Genomic DNA, 18353 nt, shown 5'->3' on the forward strand with positions numbered 1-18353 from the left:
CGGTGCCGATCGCCTATTACACCTTCGGCGGCTGGAAGAAGTCGGGCTTCGGCGATCTCAACCAGCACGGCCCGGACTCGGTCCGCTTCTACACCAAGACCAAGACGGTGACCTCGCGCTGGCCGTCCGGCGTCAAGGAAGGTGCGGAGTTCTCGATCCCGCTGATGAAGTAATTCTCCTCGGCCGTCATTGCGGGGAGCGTAGCGACGAAGCAATCCAGCATCTTTCCGCGGAGACAGTCTGGATTGCTTCGCGTCGCCCGCAATGACGAGAGAAAAATGAGCAGCCCGGCATGCAGTTCGCTCTGAACGAGGATCAGGTCGCGGTTCGCGACATGGCGTTGGCGTTTGCGGCCGAGAAGATCGCGCCGCACGCGCTGCGCTGGGACGAGGAAAAGCATTTCCCCGTCGACGTGATGCGCGAGGCGGCGACCCTCGGCATGGGCGGCATCTACATCCGCGAGGATGTCGGCGGCTCCGCCATGACGCGGTTCGACGCGGCGCTGATCTTCGAGGCGCTGGCGACGGGCTGTCCGACCATTTCGGCCTTCATCTCCATCCACAACATGGCGTCCTGGATGATCGATGCCTTCGGCAACGACACCCAGCGCTACAAATGGCTGCCAAAACTCTGCGCGATGGAGCTGATCGCGAGCTACTGCCTGACCGAGCCGGGCGCCGGCTCCGATGCGGCAGCGCTGCGCACCCGCGCCGTGCGCGACGGCGACCATTACGTCCTCAACGGCCAGAAGCAGTTCATCTCCGGCGCCGGCGGCACGGATCTTCTTGTCGCCATGGTCCGAACCGGCGGTGACGGCGCCGGCGGCGTCTCGACCCTCGTGATCGACGGCAATACGCCCGGCGTCTCCTACGGCGCCAATGAGCGCAAGATGGGCTGGAATGCGCAGCCGACCCGCGCCGTGATGTTTGAGAACGCCCGCGTGCCGGTCGCCAACCGCCTCGGCGAGGAGGGCATCGGTTTCAAGATCGCGATGGCCGGCCTCGATGGCGGCCGTCTCAACATCACCGCATGCTCGCTCGGCGGCGCGCAGACCGCGCTCGACAAGGCGCGCACCTACATGAAGGAGCGCAAGGCTTTTGGAAAACGTCTCGACGAATTCCAGGCATTGCAATTCCGTCTCGCCGACATGGCGATCGAGCTCGAGGCCGCGCGCACCTTCCTGTGGCGCGCCGCCGCCGCGCTCGACCGCAAGGACCCCGACGCCACCATGCTCTGCGCCATGGCAAAGCGCTTCGGCACCGATGTCGGCTTCGAGGTCGCCAACCACGCGCTGCAGCTCCATGGCGGTTACGGCTATCTCAGCGAATACGGCATCGAGAAGATCGTGCGCGATCTGCGCGTACACCAGATCCTCGAAGGCACCAATGAAATCATGCGGCTCATCGTGGCGCGCAAATTGATCGAGGGCGCGCGATGAGTTCAGTGGAGGAGGGCGATCTGGTCGCCCGTGTCGAGGGCGCGGCCGGCGTGATCCGGCTCAACCGCCCCAAGGCGATCAATGCCGTGACGCTGGAGATGTTTCGCGACATCGAAAGGGCGCTCGACCGCTTCGAGGCCGATCCGGCCGTCGCCGTGGTCCTGCTGGAGGGGGCCGGCGAGCGCGGCCTGTGCGCCGGCGGCGACATCCGCACGCTCTGGGAAAGCTCGAAGGTCAATGGTGACCTCGGCAAGATCCTGTGGCGCGAGGAGTACATCCTCAACGCCCGGATCAAGAGATTCCCAAAACCCTATGTCGCGTTCATGGACGGCATCGTGATGGGGGGCGGTGTCGGGCTCTCCGCCCATGCCAGCCACCGCGTCGTCACCGACCGCACCAGGCTCGCGATGCCCGAGGTCGGGCTTGGCTTCTTCCCGGATGTCGGCGGCACCTTTCTGTTGTCGCGCTCGCCGGGGGAGATCGGCACGTATTTCGGTCTGACCGGCCAGACCATGAACGGGCCCGATGCGATCCACGCGAAATTCGCCGATGCCGTGGTGCCGGCCGCCAAATGGCCGGAGCTGCGCAACGCGCTGACGAAGGTTGGTCAGGGCGCGACCGCAGCCGATGTCAGCAAGCTCATCGACGGCTTTGCGACCGGTGAGACCGCGGGACCGGTGGCCGCGAAAGAGCCTGTTATCGACGCGCTGTTCGGCTTCGACCGCATGGAGGACATCGTCGCTGCGCTCAAGCGCGACGGCTCCGAGTTCGCGCTGGCCACGTTGAAGACGCTCAACGAGAAATCGCCGCGCGGCATGGTGGTGACGTTGAAGCTGCTACGGCTCGCGCGCGCCGCATCGAGCCTGGAAGAGTGCCTGGTGCGCGAATATCGCGCTGCGCTGGAGGTCTTCCGCAGCGACGATTTCCGCGAAGGCGTGCGCGCGGCCGTGATCGACAAGGACCGCAACCCGACCTGGTCGCCGCCACGTATCGAGGATGTGACGCAGGAGATGCTCGCGCCATATCTCGCCGAGATCGGCGCCGACGAACTGAAGTTCAACTAATCAACGAAACGTCCAGCGGAGGATATCGATATGGCCACGATCGCATTCATCGGTCTCGGCAACATGGGCGGCCCGATGGCAGCCAATCTGGTCAAGGCCGGCCACGAGGTGACGGCGTTCGATCTCGTCGAAGCCTCGCGCGCGCAAGCCAAAGCCGACGGCGCCGGCATTGCCGACAGCGCCGCGGGCGCGGTGAAGGGCGCCGATGTCGTCGTCACCATGCTGCCGGCCGGCAAGCACGTGCTCGGCGTCTGGAGCGAGGTTGTTCCCGCCATGGCCAAGGGCGCGCTGATCATCGACAGCTCCACCATCGACGTCGAGAGCGCGCGGCAGGCGCATGCGCTGGCGGTCAAGCACGGCGTGCTCTCGGTCGACGCACCGGTGTCCGGCGGCACGGGTGGTGCCAAGGGCGCGACGCTCACCTTCATGTGCGGCGGCGAGGAGAGCGCGTTTGCGGCGGCAAAGCCGGTGCTGGAGAAGATGGGCAAGAAGATCGTCCATTGCGGCGGCGCCGGCGCCGGGCAGGCGGCCAAGATCTGCAACAACATGATCCTCGGCATCTCCATGATCGCGGTGAGCGAGGCCTTCGCGTTGGCTGAGAAGCTCGGGCTCTCGCATCAGGCGCTGTTCGACGTCGCCTCCACTTCGTCGGGCCAGTGCTGGTCGCTGACGACCTATTGCCCGGTGCCGGGCCCGGTGCCGACCTCGCCGGCCAACAACGATTACAAGCCGGGCTTTGCCTCGGCGCTGATGGTGAAGGATTTGACGCTGGCGCAGGACGCCGCCAAGGCCGCGGGCGCGGCGACGCCGCTCGGCAAGCATGCGCAGGAGATCTATCAGTCCTTCGATGCCGCCGGGCAGGGCGGGGTGGATTTTTCCGGAATTATCAAGCACGTTAGGGGGCTAGCCGGGAAAGCCTAATGACGACATTTCAGGACGCGCGCGCGTTTCTGCTAAAACACCGCACGGATTACGAGACAGCGGTCAAGGACTTCCGCTGGCCCGATCCGGTTCCCTTCAATTGGGCGCTCGACTGGTTCGACGACCTCGCGAAGGATGCGGACGCCAAGGACCGGCCCGCGCTCTGGATCGTCGATGCCGCGCAGGACCGGCAGACCAAGCTTTCTTTCGGCGCGCTCTCGAAGCGCTCGAACCAGGTCGCCAACTTCCTCCGCGCGCACGGCCTGAAGCGCGGCGACCATCTCCTCCTGTTGCTCGGCAACGTGGTGCCGCTGTGGGAGACGATGCTGGCCGCGATGAAGCTCGGCGTCGTCGTGATTCCCGCGACCACGCTGCTCACCGCGGACGAGCTGCGCGACCGGCTCGATCGCGGCAAGGCGAAGGCCGTGGTCGCGGCCCAGGACCAGGTCGCGAAATTCGCAAGCCTTGGCGCCGAAAATGTCGTGCGCATCGTGGTCGGTGCTGCCTCGGATGGCTGGCTTGCCTATGACGAGGCAGCGAATGCTTCGGAGAGCTTTACGGCTGACGGTCCAACCAATGCCGACGACCCGATGTTGCTCTATTTCACCTCGGGCACCACGGCGAAACCGAAGCTGGTGCTGCACAGCCAGCGCAGTTATCCCGTCGGCCATCTCTCGACCATGTACTGGATCGGGCTGAAGCCGGGCGACGTCCACCTCAACATCTCATCGCCCGGCTGGGCCAAGCACGCCTGGAGCTGCTTCTTCGCGCCGTGGAATGCGGGCGCGACCGTGTTCGTGGTCAACCAGCCGCGTTTCGATGCCAAGGGTCTGCTTGCCACCATCGGCCGCTGCGGCGTCACCACGCTGTGCGCGCCGCCGACGGTATGGCGGTTGTTCATCCAGGAGAACCTTGCGGCGTTCAAGGTGAGCTTGCGCGAGGTCTGCGGCGCCGGCGAGCCGCTCAATCCGGAAGTGATCGACCAGGTGCAGGCCGCCTGGGGCCTCACCATCCGCGACGGCTACGGCCAGACCGAGACCACCGCGCTGGCCGGCAACTCGCCGGGGCAAAAGATCAAGGTCGGCTCGATGGGCCGGCCGCTGCCGGGCTATCGCGTGCAGGTCAGCGACGCCGACGGCAACCCGGCGAAGGAAGGCGAGGTGGCGCTGGTGCTGGGTGCTGACCGTCCGGCCGGCCTGATGCAGGGCTATCAGGGCGACGACGGCCAGCTCTCGGGCGCGGAAGGCGCGCTCTACCGCAGTGGCGACGTCGTATTCGCAGACGAGGATGGCTATCTCACCTTCGTCGGCCGCTCCGACGACGTGTTCAAATCCTCCGACTATCGCATCAGCCCGTTCGAGCTGGAGAGCGTGCTGCTCGAGCATGAGCTCGTCGCGGAAGCCGCGGTGGTGCCGAGCCCGGACCCGATCCGGCTCGCGATCCCCAAGGCCTTCGTGCTGCTGACATCAGGTGCCGAGCGCTCGCCCGAGACAGCGCTCTCGATCTTCAGGCATCTGCACACGCGCCTTGCGCCGTTCAAGCGCATCCGCCGCCTCGAAATCGTCACCGAGCTGCCAAAGACGATCTCTGGAAAAATCCGCCGCGTGCAGCTACGCAGGCTGGAGCGCGACGATGATCGCAGCGATCCGCTGCGCGGCCGGGAATTCCGCGAGGAGGATTTTCCGGAGTTGCCGAAAACACGGAGCGAGACCTAAGTGAACGAAGTCTGGAAGAAGCCGCCGATTGCCCTCGAAGCCTATCAGGCCATGGTCGGCAAGGAGATCGGCGTGTCGTCGTGGCACCTGGTCGATCAGCCTCGCATCGACACCTATGCCGACGTGATCGAGGATCACCAGTTCATCCACGTCGATCCGGAGCGCGCGAGGAAAGAGACCGCCTTCGGCACCACCATCGCCCACGGCTTCCTGACGATGTCGCTGCTGTCGATCATGTCGTACGAGGTGATGCCGGTCATCGCCGGCACCACGATGGGCGTCAATTACGGCTTCGACAAGCTGCGCTTCATCTCGCCGGTGCGCTCGGGCAAGCGCGTCCGCGGCCGCTTCGTGCTGGCGGAAGCCAAGCTGCGCAAACCGAACGAGCTGCAGTCCCGAACCAACGTCACGGTGGAGATCGAGGGCGAGGACAAGCCGGCGCTGGTCGCCGATTGGCTGGGGTTGATCTATTTCGCGTAGGTGCGGCCCGGACTTGACCAAGCCGTCCATCGCTGCTCAAAAGCTGTCCCAAAGCGCGGTGTTTACCCTCTCCCCTTGTGGGAGAGGGTGGCTTCGCGAATGCGAAGCCGGGTGAGGGGTATCTCTCCGCGGGCTCGCCTGTAGAAACAACCCCTCATCCGGCGCTTCGCGCCACCTTCTCCCACAAGGGGAGAAGGAAGAAGAAGCAGGAACTGCACTCATGGCAATCAGGTTCGACGGACGTGTCGCCATCGTCACCGGCGCGGGCAATGGCCTCGGACGCGCGCATGCGCTCGGGCTGGCCAGCCGTGGCGCAAAAGTCGTCGTCAACGACTTTGGCGGCGCGCGTGACGGCAGCGGTGGCTCGCTGTCGCCGGCCGAAGCCGTGGTCGAGGAGATCCGCAAAGCCGGCGGCACCGCGATGGCCGACGGCGCCGACGTCTCCAATTTCGAGCAGGTCACGGCGATGGTCGAGCGCGCCACCAAGGAGTGGGGCAGCGTCGACCTGATGTGCGCCAATGCCGGCATCTTGCGCGACAAGTCGTTCGGCAAGATGGAGGCCGCCGATTTCCAGAAGGTGCTCGATGTGCATCTCGTCGGCACGTTCTATTGCTGCAAGGCGGCCTGGGCCGGCATGCGCGACCGCAATTACGGCCGCATCGTGCTGACGACGTCGTCCTCCGGCCTCTACGGCAATTTCGGCCAGGCCAATTACGGCGCGGCCAAGTCCGGCATGGTCGGCCTGATGAACGTGCTCGCGGAAGAGGGCCGCAAGACCGACATCCGCGTCAACATCATCTCGCCGACCGCGGCGACCCGCATGACGGAGGAGTTGCTGCCACCGCAGGCGCTACAACTGATGAAGCCGAACGCGATCACGCCCGCTGTCGAATACATGCTGAGCGAGGACGCACCGACCCGCACCATCATGGGCGCCGGTGCCGGGTCCTTTGCGGTGATCAAGATCGTCGAGAGCGAGGGCATCAACCTGCCGGAAGCCGAGTGGACGCCGGATGCGGTCGCGGCGCATTTCGCCGAGATCAGCGACATGTCGAAGGCGAAGGCGCTGCAAGGCGCGTTCGAGCAGACGCAGAAATACGTGGCGCAGGCGGCTGCAAGGGCGGGGATCAAGCTCTGACTGACGTCGCCGTCATCGGTGCCGGTCCCGCCGGGCTGATGGCGGCGGAGGTGCTGGCGCAAGGCGGCGCCCGCGTCACTGTCTATGACGGAATGCCGTCCGCCGGTCGCAAATTCCTGATGGCCGGTCGGGGCGGGCTCAATCTCACCCATAGCGAGCCGCTGCCGGATTTCATGGCGCGCTACCGCGAGGCGGCACCGAGGCTGCAAGCGGCGATCGCGGCGTTTTCGCCCGACGGGCTCCGCGCCTGGAGCGCGGCGCTGGGCGAGCCGACTTTCGTCGGCAGCAGCGGGCGCGTGTTTCCAAAGGCGTTCAAGGCCTCCCCGTTGCTGCGCGCCTGGCTGCGGCGGCTCGATGCCGCCGGCGTACGGTTTGCCTTTCGCCATCGCTGGACCGGCTGGGACGACCAAGGACGGCTTCGGTTTCAAACAGCCGACGGCGTGCATGCCATCCCGGCCAAGGCAACGGTGCTCGCGCTCGGCGGCGCAAGCTGGCCGCGACTGGGATCGGACGGCGGCTGGGTCGATATCCTTGCCGCGAAAGGTATTGCCATCTCGAAGCTGCGGCCGGCCAATTCGGGTTTCACGGTCGCATGGTCCGATGTGTTCCGTGACCGCTTCGAGGGCCAGCCGCTCAAGGGCGTGGCGCTGACGATCGGGGCGCATACGGTGCGCGGCGAAGCCATGATCACGCGCAGCGGCATCGAAGGTGGCGCCATCTACGCGTTGTCGGCCGAGCTGCGCGAGGCGGTGCTGGGTCTTGGGCAGGCGACGCTGACGATCGCGCTCCGGCCCGACCTCGAGGCTGATGCGCTGACCATGCGGCTATCGGGCACGCGCGGCAAGCAATCGCTCGCGAACTTCCTGCGCAAGGCGGCGCAGCTGTCGCCGGTCGGCATCGGCCTGATGCAGGAGGCCGCCATCGCATCCGGCCGGCCGCTGGCGTCGTTCTCGCCGGCGGAGCTTGCGAAGCTGATCAACGCCATTCCGGTCCAGCTCACCGGCGTCGCCCCGATCGAGCGCGCCATCTCGACGGCGGGCGGGGTGACCTTCGACGAGCTCGACGAACGCCTGATGCTGCCCAAGCTGTCCGGCGTATTCGCCGCCGGCGAGATGCTCGACTGGGAGGCGCCGACTGGCGGCTATCTGTTGCAGGCGTCGTTCGCGACGGGCGCTGCTGCGGGCAGGGGTGTGCTGGCGTGGCTAAGGCGCTAACCACCGTCATTGCGAGCGCAGCGAAGCAATCCAGAATCTCTGCGCGGTGACAGTCTGGATTGTTTCGTCGCAAGAGCTCCTCGCAATGACGAACATGGAGGCGGCGTGCCTTACCGCAGCTTCCCGCGCGCCGCCACCGGCAGCGTGCCGATGATCTCCTCGCCGCGGATCATCACGACCTCGTCCATCATGTTGACGACGACGCAGACGTGATTGGGCACGATGCGGACGACGTCGCCGACGTTCGGCCGCGTGTTGCTGCGTGAGAGGTCGAGGAAGCCGTGTTCTTCCGCGAAGCGCGCAATTTTGGCTTCGGGGTGCTCCAGGATCAGGCCGTGGCCGTCGAGGCCGCCGGTGTCCGTGGTCAGTGTCTTCGAGCCGGCGTCCAGAATTCCGCGCTCGGGCGCGGCGCGGCTGACGACCGTCGAATAGATGTGCAGGGCGCAGTCGTCCCAGGTGGCGACGCCGGCGGCGACCTGCATGCGGTCATTGTAGATGTAAGTGCCGAAGCGATGCTCGGTGCCGCCCTTGAGCTTGCCGATGTTGACGAGGTTCGGTGTGCCGCCGGTCGAGACGATTTTGGCGTCCAGCCCGTGCGCGCGCACGCCGGCCAGCGCCTCGTCATAGAATTTTTGCGCCTCAGCCCAACCGGTCTCGGTCGGGTAGAGCATGAAGCCGGCGAATTCGAGCCCCTTGGACCCGGCGATCTCGCGGGCCAGCGCAATCGCCTCACCAGGGGTCTCGACGCCCGCGCGCTTGCGCCCCGTGTCGCATTCGACCACGACCGAGAGCGGACGACCCGAGGCTGCGGCTGCCTTGGGCAGGCCGGCGACGACCGTCGAGTTGTCGGCCGCGACCGTCATGTTCGCCTTCGCCTGCAACGCGCCGAGCCGCGCCATCTTCTCTTCGCCGAGCAGATTGTAGCTGATCAGGATGTCGTCGATGCCGGCATTGGCCATGATCTCGGCCTCGCCGATCTTCTGGCAGGTGATGCCCTTGGCGCCGGCTGCGACCTGCATCTTCGCAATGGTGGGATTCTTGTGCGTCTTGATATGCGGGCGGTTGGCGACGCCGGCGTCGTCGCAGGCTTTCTGGATTCGCGCGATGTTGCGCTCGACCTTGTCCATGTCGATGGCGGCACAGGGCGTGCCGTATTCGCGGGCGATCTTGGCGGCGAGGGTGGTTGTCATGGGTTAAGCCTGTTCGATTTCTTCGCGGAGCATTTCAAGTTCGAGCCAGCGCTCTTCAGCGGCTGACAATTCATCGTGCGCCTTGGCGATGGCAGCCGACGTATCGTCGAATGTCTTGCGATCTTTGGCGTAGAGGTTGGGATCGTCAAGCACCCGCTGCAGTTTGGCAATATCGGCCTGCAACGTCTCCATCTTCTTCGGCAGCGTATCCAGCGCGTGCTTCTCGTTGAAGCTTAGCTTCCGCCTGGATGTGGAGGCAGGAGCGGCGGCGCGCTCCTCTTTCTTCTCCGCGGGGGCTTGCGCCTTCGTGGTCTCGCGCTTGAGGTCGGCACCGCGCTGCGCCAGCATGTCGCTGTAGCCGCCGGCATATTCGGTCCACTTGCCGTTGCCTTCGGGGGCGATCACGGACGTGACGATGCGGTCGAGGAAGTCGCGGTCGTGGCTGATCAGGATCACCGTGCCGTCGTAGTCGCCGAGCATGTCCTCGAGCACGTCGAGTGTCTCGAGGTCGAGATCGTTGGTCGGCTCGTCCAGCACCAGCAGGTTCGAGGGTTTTGCCAGCGCGCGGGCCAGCATCAGCCGGCCGCGTTCGCCGCCCGAGAGCACCTCGACAGGCGTGCCGCGCTGCTCCTGGGCGAACAGGAAGTCCTTCATGTAGCCGACCACATGCTTCGGTTTGCCGCCGACCATGATCTGGTCACCACGGCCGCCGGTTAGCGCCTCGGCCAGCGTCGACTTGGGATCGAGGCTTTCGCGGTGCTGGTCGAGCGTGGCCGTCTCGAGATTGGCGCCGAGCCGCACGATGCCGGAATCAGGCTCCGCGCCGCCGGTCAGCAGGTTGACCAGCGTGGTCTTGCCGGCGCCGTTCGGCCCGACGATACCGAGCCGGTCGCCGCGCTGGATACGGGTGGAAAAATTGTCGACGATCACGCGGTCGCCAAAGGCCTTGGTGACGCCCTTGGCCTCGATCACCAGCTTGCCGGATTGCTCGGCTTCCGCCGCGGCCAGACTGGCGGTGCCCGCCGTGCCGCGATAATTGCGCCGCTGGTCGCGCAGCGCATGCAGATTGCCGAGCCGCTTGACGTTGCGCTTGCGGCGGCCGGAGACGCCGTGGCGCAGCCAATGCTCCTCGTCGACGATCTTGCGGTCGAGCTTGTGCTGGTCGCGCTCCTCCTCGGCGAGCACCTCGTCGCGCCAGCTCTCGAACGAGGCGAAGCCACGATCGATCTGCTTGATCTTGCCGCGGTCGAGCCACGCCGTCGAGCGCGAGAGATTGGTGAGGAAGCGGCGGTCGTGGCTGATGATCACCAGTGCGCCGCGGCGGCTGTCGAGCTCCTTTTCCAGCCATTCGATGGTGGAGAGATCCAGATGGTTGGTCGGCTCGTCCAGCAGCAAGATGTCGGGCGAGGGCGCCAGCACGCGTGCCAGCGCGGCACGGCGGGCCTCGCCGCCGGAGACGTTGGCCGGGTTCTCGTTGCCGGTAAGCCCGAGCTGCTCCACCAGGTAGCGCGCCTGGTACGGATCGTCGCCGGGCGCCAGGCCCGCCTCGATATAGGCAAGCGTGGTCTTGTGATCGCCGAAATCCGGCTCCTGCGGCAGATAGCGAACGGTGGCGCCCGGTTGCACGAAGCGCGTGCCGCCGTCGGGTTCGACCAGGCCGGCCGCGATCTTCAGCAGTGTCGACTTGCCCGAGCCGTTGCGGCCGATCAGGCAGACGCGCTCGCTCGGCGCGACGTTGAGCTCGACGCCGCTCAGCAGCGGCGTGCCGCCGAAGGTAAGCTTGATGTCTTTGAGTTGGATCAGGGGCGGCGCCATGACTAGCCTTGATTCAAATTCTGGCTCGTCGCGGCCTGGTCGGCGCGGCGGCGCTGGATCCGGCGCAGCGTCTGGTCGAGCGCGGAGAGGAAGGCGGAGCGGTCGCGCGGCGCGAACGAGCGCGGCCCGCCGGTGACCTCGCCGGCCGAGCGTAGATCCGTCATCAGATTGCGCACCGCCAGCGTCATCCCGATCGACTCTTCCGTGAACGGCTTGCCGTTCGGCGCGATCACGTCGGCGCCCGCTTTCACGCAACGGCTCGCCAGCGGAATGTCGGATGTCACGACGACGTCGCCCGGCTTGGCCCGCTCTGCGATCCAGTCGTCGGCGGCATCCATGCCGGCGCCCGCTGCAATCCGCTCAATGAGCGGATCCTGGGGCACGCGAATAAAATTGCCGGCAACCACGCTCACGGGCACGCCGTGCCGGAGCGCGACGCGGTAGATCTCGTCCTTCACCGGACAGGCGTCGGCGTCGACATAGATGCGGGTGGGGGTGTCAGTCATTCGCCGCGTGGTACCCCATTCGGGCCGCAAAGGCGAGGGGATTGACCGGTGTTCCCGGGGGCCTACGATCGGCCCTGAAACAACAAGAATTTGGGGAAAACCAGCCATGCCGAACCGGCTCGAAACCTACCGCGTCGAGGCCTACAACACCGCCAAACAGTCCGAAAACAAGATGCATGACGACACGGTGGCGCGCCGCTTCGGCTTTTCCGGCGGGCTGGTCCCCGGCGTCGATGTCTTCGCCTACATGATGCACGTGCCGGTGGCGCGCTGGGGCCGCGATTTCCTGTCGCGCGGGCTGATCGAGGCCCGCTTCATCAAGCCGGTCTATGACGGCGAGACCGCCGATGTCGATGCCACCGAGCACAACGAGCTTCTCACAATCGAGGTGTTCAGCCGCACCGAGCTGTGCGCCGCGGGGACAGCGTCGCTCCCGGCGGCCGCATCTGTGGTGTCATTGAACGACTATGTCGAGGTCGCGGCCATTGCCGAGCGCAAGCCTGTGAGCCCGGCAGCGTTCGAGGTGGGCAAATGGCTGGGCACGACGCCGCGCCGCTGGGCCGGGCAGGACGCCGCCGATTATCTCGCCGACATCAGGGAGGCCGATCCGATCTTCGCGCGCGAGGGTCTCGGCCATCCTGGCCTGATCCAGCGTGTTATGAACCGCGTGCTGGTCGACAACACCATCCTGGGCCCGTGGATCCATGTCGGGAGCCGCATGCAGCTGCTGTCGGCCGCGCGCACGGGTGACGAGATCACCGCGCGGGCAAAAGTCACCGCGAATTACGAGAAGAAGGGCCACCGCTTCGTCGAGCTCGACGCGCTGGTCGTCGCCAACGGCACGACGCCGCTGGCGCACTGCCAGCACACCGCGATCTACCAGCCGCGTGAGCAGGCGGCGGCCTGAATGCCAGTTGAGGTCTCCTTGCGTGCCCTCGTTTGTTTTGGATTAGCACTCCTTTTGTCGCTCCATGCGCTTTGCGTCGTGCATGCCGCAGCACAGGTGCCCGATGGTGTGTCGCTCAGCGAGCAGACGACGACGTGGAGCACCGTCAAGTTCGCCGTCGATGCGGAGAATGGCTTTGTCAGCGGGTCGCTCGACAAGGGCGTGATCGTCGAACGCAGTTTCAAATCCTACGTGCTTGAGAATCGATATCTGAAGGTAACTCTCGTGCCCGAATTCGGAGGGCGTATTCTTTCCATGGTCTACAAGCCGACTGGCCACGAGCAGCTTTATCGAACGGAGGTCGGAGTGCCCTACGGCATGAAGGCCGGAAATTTCTACTACGACTGGCTGATGGTCTACGGCGGAATCTTTCCCACGTTTCCGGATGCCGAGCACGGCAAGACGTGGCTGAAGCCGTGGGCTTTCCGGGTGGTGAAGGAGGGCGCCGACGAAGTCACGGTCGTGATGTCGTTCCGGGATGACTTCGACTATTCCGCGCGGCCGAGCAAGTTCAGGGGCGCGACCGGCATCGAGGCGAACTACTACGTCACGCTCAAGGCCGATCGTGCCGCACTCGATGCGCGCGTGGTGCTGAAGAATCCGAACGACGAGGCCGTCCAATACGAGTACTGGACGTGCACGACCCTCGCTCCGGGATCGGAGCCGAATAATCCCAAGGCAACGGTCGGCGCCGAGATCATCGCGCCGATCCGAACTTACACGACGCCTGCCTGGTCGACCAGTCTGGCAGACGGCGACGAGAGCGCGGGTATGGGCAGGCGGCGCTTCGAAAACCTGCGCTACTTCAAGAACTGGCCAACGATGGGCATCGCCTATGCTGCACCGGATATGCAGGGCGGGAATTTCTGGGGCGTCATCAACCATGACAATGCAGAAGGAATTATTCGCATTGCGGACAACACCGTTACGCGGGGCTTGAAAATGTGGACGTGGGGGTTTCCGTCGCTCACCGGCGAAACCGATGCCCGGAAGGATCCGAACGAGTGGCGGCCGTATGTCGAATTATGGGCGGGCGTGTCAGACCAGTTTTTCCACAGCGCAGACTTTCCCGCACGCAGCGAGGTGTCGATTCCGGAAACCTACAGCCCGACCGTCGGCATGAGCAACGTGACGCATGCGAACGAGAAAATCCTGATCAATTTTTCGGCCGAGGCGTCTCGCGCCGTTCTCGAGTTCTTCAGCATCGAACCGGCCATCCCGTTGCTTGTCACGTTGAAACAGGGTGACACGGCTCTGTTCAGCGGGATCGTGAGCGCCGATCCGAACAACGGAAATCGCATTTCGGCAGCGATTGCCGACGGCCGCAGCGGGGAAAAGATACGGCTAACGATCACGACCACGGAGGGAAAGGAGTTGATCGCCGCCGAAACGGCGATCAAGTGATCTCTTTCGGAATGCCGGTCGAAGCCCCCGGCGTTGTCACGATCGCGGAACTCCCCCTACGCCGCGTTCCCCTTAGCATCCTGGATGGCACGCCACACCCGCTCCGGGGTCAGCGGCATGTCGATGTGCTTGATGCCGTAGTCGGAGAGGGCGTCGAGCACCGCGTTCACCACCGTCGACAGGCTGCCGGCGCAGCCGGCTTCGCCGCAGCCCTTGCTGCCGAGCGGATTGGTCGTGGCCGGCACCGGGTGATCGCCGACCGTCATGTTCGGAACGTCCTCCGCGCGCGGCAGCGCGTAGTCCATCAGCGATCCCGTGATCGGCTGGCCGCTGTCGTCGTAGCGGACATGCTCCATCAGCGCCTGGCCGATGCCCTGGACGACGCCGCCATGAAGCTGGCCCGCGACCAGCAGCGGATTGATCACCGTGCCGAAATCGTTGACCGCGCTGTAGCGCACGATCTGCACCACACCGGTATCAGGATCGATCTCGACCTCGGCGACGTGGCAGCCGTTCGGGAACGCAGAGGGCACCGGTTCGCTGGTATGGTCGACGTCGAGGCTGTCAGGCACGCCGTCCGGCACCTTGCCGTCATGCAGCTTCCTGGCGAGCACCATGATGTCGATGCTGCGATCGGTGCCGGCAATGGTGAAGCTGCCGTCGGCGAACTCGATGTCGGCCTCGGAGGCCTCCAGCATGTGCGCGGCGGCGCGCTTGCCCTTCTCGATGACGAGCTTGGCGGCGCCCACGATGGCCATGCCGCTCGCCGTGATCGAACGCGAACCGCCGGTGCCGTTGCCGGTGTGGACGATGTCACTGTCGCCTTGCTCAAGCTTCACGCTGTCGAACGGCACCCCTAACTGCGCGCACAGCACCTGCGCGAATGCGGACGCGTGGCCCTGGCCGTAATCGAGTGTGCCGGTAATGAGCTGTACCGAGCCATCGGGATCGAACACGATCTTGCCGAGCTCGGGGCTCGGCGGCGCGGTGACCTCGAGATAGGAGCCGACGGCGATGCCGCGCAGCTTGCCGATCTTCCTGCTCTCCTTCTTGCGCTTGGCGAAGTTCTCGTGGTCGGAGATTTCGAGCGCCTTGTTGAACACCGCCTGGAAGTCGCCGCTGTCATAGGTGACGCCGGAGGAGGCCGGGAACGGCATCTGGTTCGGCTTGATGAAGTTGCGCTTGCGCAAGGTCAACCGGTTGATGCCCATCTCGTCGGCGGCGCGGTCGATCAGCCGCTCCATGTAGTAGTTCGCCTCGGGCCGGCCGGCGCCGCGATAGGCGCCCATCAGCGTGGTGTTGGTGAGCACCGTCTTGATGTCGACGGCCATCAGCGGCGTGCGGTAGACGCTCGAAAAGTTCTTGCCCGTGTTGAGCGAGAGCGGCCCCGGCGAGACGCCGGTGATGTAGGCACCGAGATTGCCGTAACCGGACAGCTTTGCCGCGAGGAAGTGTCCCTCCGCATCGAGCGCCAGTTCGGCATGGATCTTCTGCGCACGGCCATGGCTGTCCGAGAGGAAGCTGGTCGAGCGCTCGTCGAGCCACTTCACCGGCTTTCCCAATTCCTTGGCCGCGTACAGGATGCACATGTATTCGGGGTAATTGACGTTCTTCATGCCGAAGGAGCCGCCGACATTGGCGGTGAGGACCCGCACCTTCTCGTTCGGCACCTTCAGGTTCTTGGCGAGGTTGGCGCGGTTGCCCGCAACGCCCTGCGTCGGCATCTGGATGGTGTAGCGCTCGGTCTTCTTGTCGTAGGAGGCAAGCCCCACGCGCGGCTCCATCGAGACCACGGCGACGCGGGTGTTCTCGATGTCGACCTTGGTGACGTGGGCGGCACCGGCGAAGGCCGCGTTCACCTTGTCCATGTCGCCATAGTGGTAGTCGAGCGCGACATTGTTCGGGATGTGGTCATAGAGCAGCGGCGCACCGGGTCTGGCGGCTTCCTCGGGATCGGTCACCGCTGGCAGCGGCTCGATATCGAGCTCGACGGCCTCGGCGGCGTCGCGCGCCTGCGCCAGCGTGTCGGCGACCACGAAGGCGACGGGATCGCCAACGAAACGGACCTTGTCGGTCGCCAGCGGCTGCCGATTGGTCTGGAGCAGGGGGGAGCCGTCGCGGCTCTTCAGCGGCAGGCCGCAGGTGAAGGGGCCGTAGCCGGCGGCATCGAGGTCCTTGCCGGTCCACACCCCCAGCACGCCCGGCATTGCCCTGGCGGCGTCGGTGCCGATGCCGCGGATGAGCCCATGGGCATGGGTGGAGCGGACGACCACGGCATGGGCCTGGCCGGGCAGGTTGAAATCGTCGGTGTAGCGGCCCTTGCCGCGCACCAGCGTATCGTCTTCCTTGCGGCGGACCGGCTGCCCGACGCCGTATTTTTGCAGTGCAATAGCGTTTTCGAGCGTGGACGATTTGGTGTGTTCTTGCATGGAATTGACCTGAAAAGCCGGCAATCGCGCGTTTTGGGGGGCGCCTGGAGGACCGGACCCTTCAAAAATAGCCCACGGTCCCGTTCACGACAACGCACGAATGGGCATGGTCCCATGTGATGCGTTGTTGCGCAGGCTTGCCGCGCTGCTAATGTTTCAGGCGAAAAAGCAATTCCAGATCGGCCCCATCGGGCCGCGGAAAGACAATTTGTATGAATGACCACACGCGGCTCCGCGACGGCCATGCGCCGCACGGTGGGCTGGAGGGGTCGATGGCGGCGGTGGCGTTGGCCCCCGAACCGGCCGTCGCCCCGCACGCGCCGGGAACCGGCGTCTATGCGGCGCTGGACCTCGGCACCAACAATTGCAGGCTCCTGATCGCTTGTCCGACCAGCGACGGCTTTCGCGTGGTCGATTCCTTCTCGCGCATCATCCGGCTCGGCGAGGGCGTCTCGGCGACCGGCTGCATCAGCGAGGCCGCGATCGAGCGCGCCGTCGCCGCGCTCAGCATCTGCCGCGACAAGATCAATCTGCGCAAAGCCAAGCGGCTTCGGCTGATCGCGACCGAAGCCTGCCGGGCCGCCTCGAATGCGGAAGGTTTCCGCAGCCGCGTCGCGGCCGAGACCGGCATCGAGCTCGAGGTGATCGACCGCGAGACCGAGGCCTCGCTCGCCGTGCTCGGTTGCGCGCCGCTGGTCGACCCCCGGGGCAGGGGCGCGATCCTGTTCGACATCGGCGGCGGCTCGACCGAGCTGGTCCGGATCGAGCGCGATCCGCAAAATCCGGAGCCGCGCATCAAAGCCTGGATGTCGATCCCGCTCGGCGTCGTGACGCTGGCCGAGCATTTCGGCGGCCGCGACGTCACGCCGGACATCTATGCCGCGATGGAGCAGGAGGTCGCCAACCACGTCGCGCCGTTCGCAGAAGCGCACGGCGGCGATCTCGCCGACATGCACCTGCTCGGCACCTCGGGCACGGTGACGACGCTCGCCGGCATCCATCTCAACCTCGCGCGCTACGACCGCCGCCGCATCGACAGCATCTGGATGAACGATTCCGACATCACCGCGACCATCAGCAAGCTGCTCGGCATGAGCTACGAGGAGCGCGCCAACAACAGCTGCATCAGCGTCGAGCGCGCCGATCTCGTGCTGGCCGGCTGCGCCATCCTCGATGCTATCCGCCGCGCCTTTCCGCTTCCGCGCCTGCGCGTCGCCGACCGGGGCCTGCGCGAAGGCATGCTGGTCGAGATGATGCGCGAGGACGGCGCACTCAGGAGCTGGTGAGATGGCCAAGGACACCACCGGCCGCTTGCACGTCCAGGTCAAGACCGGCGGCAAGCGCAAATTGTCGTCGAAGCTGTGGCTGGAGCGGCAGCTCAACGACCCCTATGTCGTCAAGGCCAAGGCGCTGGGTTATCGCTCGCGCGCCGCGTTCAAGCTGCTCGAGATCGACGACAAGTTTCGGCTGCTGAAGCCCGGCATGGCCGTGGTCGACCTCGGCGCTGCGCCGGGCGGCTGGAGCCAGATCGCGGCCAAGCGCGTCGGCTCGGTCGACGGCAAGGGCAAGGTCGTCGCGATCGATCTGTTGGACATGCCTGAGATTGCCGGCGTCGACTTCGCGCAGCTCGACTTCATGGACAACGACGCGCCCGCGAAGCTCACTGCGATGCTCGGGGGCGGCGCCGACATCGTGATGTCCGACATGGCCGCCAACACCACCGGTCACCGCAAGACCGACCAACTCCGCATCGTCGGCCTGATCGAGACGGCGGCCGCGTTCGCCTGCGACGTGCTGAAACCGGGCGGGGCATTCCTCGCCAAGACATTCCAGAGCGGCGCCGACGCCGATCTGCTCGCCCAGCTCAAGCGCGATTTCGCGACCGTGCGGCATGTGAAGCCCGCTGCGAGCCGGCAGGATTCGTCGGAGCGCTATGTGCTTGCGACGGGGTTTCGCGGCGGGATGTAACACCCCGCCGTCGTCCCGGCGAAGGCCGGGACCCATAACCCCAGGGAGCGGTCGTTGCGCGAGAGCGGTAACTCCGAGTCCCCGTAACCACATCCGCTTGTGGTTATGGATCCCGGCCTTCGCCG

Annotated in this window: 14 protein-coding genes and 2 pseudogenes; 12 read left to right on the top strand and 4 right to left on the bottom strand. The window is 65.7% G+C overall.

Annotated features, from left to right (window positions below; all coding sequences use genetic code 11):
• From OWC48_RS23810 to OWC48_RS23845, 8 genes and pseudogenes are all read left to right on the top strand, one after another.
• Window positions 1-173, top strand: a pseudogene (locus OWC48_RS23810) (methylmalonate-semialdehyde dehydrogenase (CoA acylating)); the annotation flags it as partial.
• Window positions 174-292: 119 nt separating this feature from the next.
• Complete coding sequence (locus OWC48_RS23815) at window positions 293-1438, top strand: isobutyryl-CoA dehydrogenase (protein WP_282522130.1); 1146 nt, start codon at window positions 293-295, stop codon at window positions 1436-1438.
• The gene (locus OWC48_RS23820; protein ID WP_282522131.1) at window positions 1435-2502 is read left to right on the top strand and encodes an enoyl-CoA hydratase/isomerase family protein; all 1068 of its coding nucleotides are present in this window, start codon (window positions 1435-1437) and stop codon (window positions 2500-2502) included. The genes OWC48_RS23815 and OWC48_RS23820 overlap by 4 nt, the downstream gene beginning before the upstream one ends.
• Window positions 2503-2523: 21 nt before the next feature.
• Window positions 2524-3423, top strand: a pseudogene (gene mmsB, locus OWC48_RS23825) (3-hydroxyisobutyrate dehydrogenase); the annotation flags it as partial.
• The gene (locus tag OWC48_RS23830) at window positions 3423-5138 is read left to right on the top strand and encodes an AMP-binding protein (protein WP_282522133.1); all 1716 of its coding nucleotides are present in this window, start codon (window positions 3423-3425) and stop codon (window positions 5136-5138) included. The pseudogene mmsB and the gene OWC48_RS23830, both read left to right, overlap by 1 nt.
• Window positions 5139-5618: a MaoC family dehydratase gene (locus tag OWC48_RS23835; protein WP_282522134.1), complete on the top strand. Its 480-nt coding sequence runs from the start codon at window positions 5139-5141 to the stop codon at window positions 5616-5618.
• Window positions 5619-5838: 220 nt separating this feature from the next.
• A complete protein-coding gene (locus OWC48_RS23840) occupies window positions 5839-6756 on the top strand; it encodes an SDR family NAD(P)-dependent oxidoreductase (protein WP_282522135.1) in 918 nt (305 codons plus the stop codon).
• On the top strand, window positions 6753-7970 hold the full coding sequence (locus OWC48_RS23845; RefSeq protein WP_282522414.1) for a TIGR03862 family flavoprotein: 1218 nt from the start codon (window positions 6753-6755) through the stop codon (window positions 7968-7970). Before OWC48_RS23840 ends, OWC48_RS23845 begins: the two co-directional genes overlap by 4 nt.
• A gap of 110 nt (window positions 7971-8080) precedes the next feature.
• On the opposite strand, the gene OWC48_RS23850 is transcribed toward OWC48_RS23845, so the two are convergent.
• Genes OWC48_RS23850 through OWC48_RS23860 form a run of 3 tightly spaced genes read right to left on the bottom strand, consistent with a single transcriptional unit; the run spans window position 8081 to window position 11481 of the window.
• Complete coding sequence (locus OWC48_RS23850) at window positions 8081-9160, bottom strand: D-TA family PLP-dependent enzyme (RefSeq protein WP_282522136.1); 1080 nt, start codon at window positions 9158-9160, stop codon at window positions 8081-8083.
• 3 nt (window positions 9161-9163) lie between these two features.
• Entirely contained in the window at window positions 9164-10975 is a 1812-nt protein-coding gene (locus tag OWC48_RS23855; RefSeq protein WP_282522137.1) for an ABC-F family ATP-binding cassette domain-containing protein, read from the bottom strand.
• A gap of 2 nt (window positions 10976-10977) precedes the next feature.
• Window positions 10978-11481, bottom strand: coding sequence for a YaiI/YqxD family protein (locus OWC48_RS23860; protein ID WP_014495938.1), 504 nt, complete (start codon window positions 11479-11481; stop codon window positions 10978-10980).
• A 106-nt stretch (window positions 11482-11587) separates the two neighbouring features.
• Between OWC48_RS23860 and OWC48_RS23865 the strand changes: the two genes are divergently transcribed.
• Both OWC48_RS23865 and OWC48_RS23870 read left to right on the top strand, forming a co-directional pair.
• A complete protein-coding gene (locus OWC48_RS23865; RefSeq protein WP_282522138.1) occupies window positions 11588-12388 on the top strand; it encodes a hypothetical protein in 801 nt (266 codons plus the stop codon).
• Window positions 12389-13831, top strand: coding sequence for a DUF5107 domain-containing protein (locus tag OWC48_RS23870; protein ID WP_282522139.1), 1443 nt, complete (start codon window positions 12389-12391; stop codon window positions 13829-13831).
• 56 nt (window positions 13832-13887) lie between these two features.
• Here OWC48_RS23870 and OWC48_RS23875 read toward each other — a convergent pair whose 3' ends face one another.
• Window positions 13888-16260: a xanthine dehydrogenase family protein molybdopterin-binding subunit gene (locus tag OWC48_RS23875; protein WP_282522140.1), complete on the bottom strand. Its 2373-nt coding sequence runs from the start codon at window positions 16258-16260 to the stop codon at window positions 13888-13890.
• A 212-nt stretch (window positions 16261-16472) separates the two neighbouring features.
• On the opposite strand from OWC48_RS23875, the gene OWC48_RS23880 reads away from it, so the two are divergent.
• Window positions 16473-17546 (top strand): Ppx/GppA phosphatase family protein, encoded by a 1074-nt coding sequence (locus OWC48_RS23880; RefSeq protein ID WP_282522141.1) that lies wholly within the window; start codon window positions 16473-16475, stop codon window positions 17544-17546.
• 1 nt (window position 17547) lies between these two features.
• Window positions 17548-18228 carry an RlmE family RNA methyltransferase gene (locus OWC48_RS23885; protein ID WP_282522142.1) on the top strand — a complete coding sequence of 227 codons (681 nt, stop codon included), beginning with the start codon at window positions 17548-17550 and terminating at the stop codon, window positions 18226-18228.
• Window positions 18229-18353 lie beyond the last annotated feature (125 nt).

The sequence above is a fragment of the Bradyrhizobium sp. Arg816 genome (assembly GCF_029989365.1).
Taxonomy (GTDB): domain Bacteria; phylum Pseudomonadota; class Alphaproteobacteria; order Rhizobiales; family Xanthobacteraceae; genus Bradyrhizobium.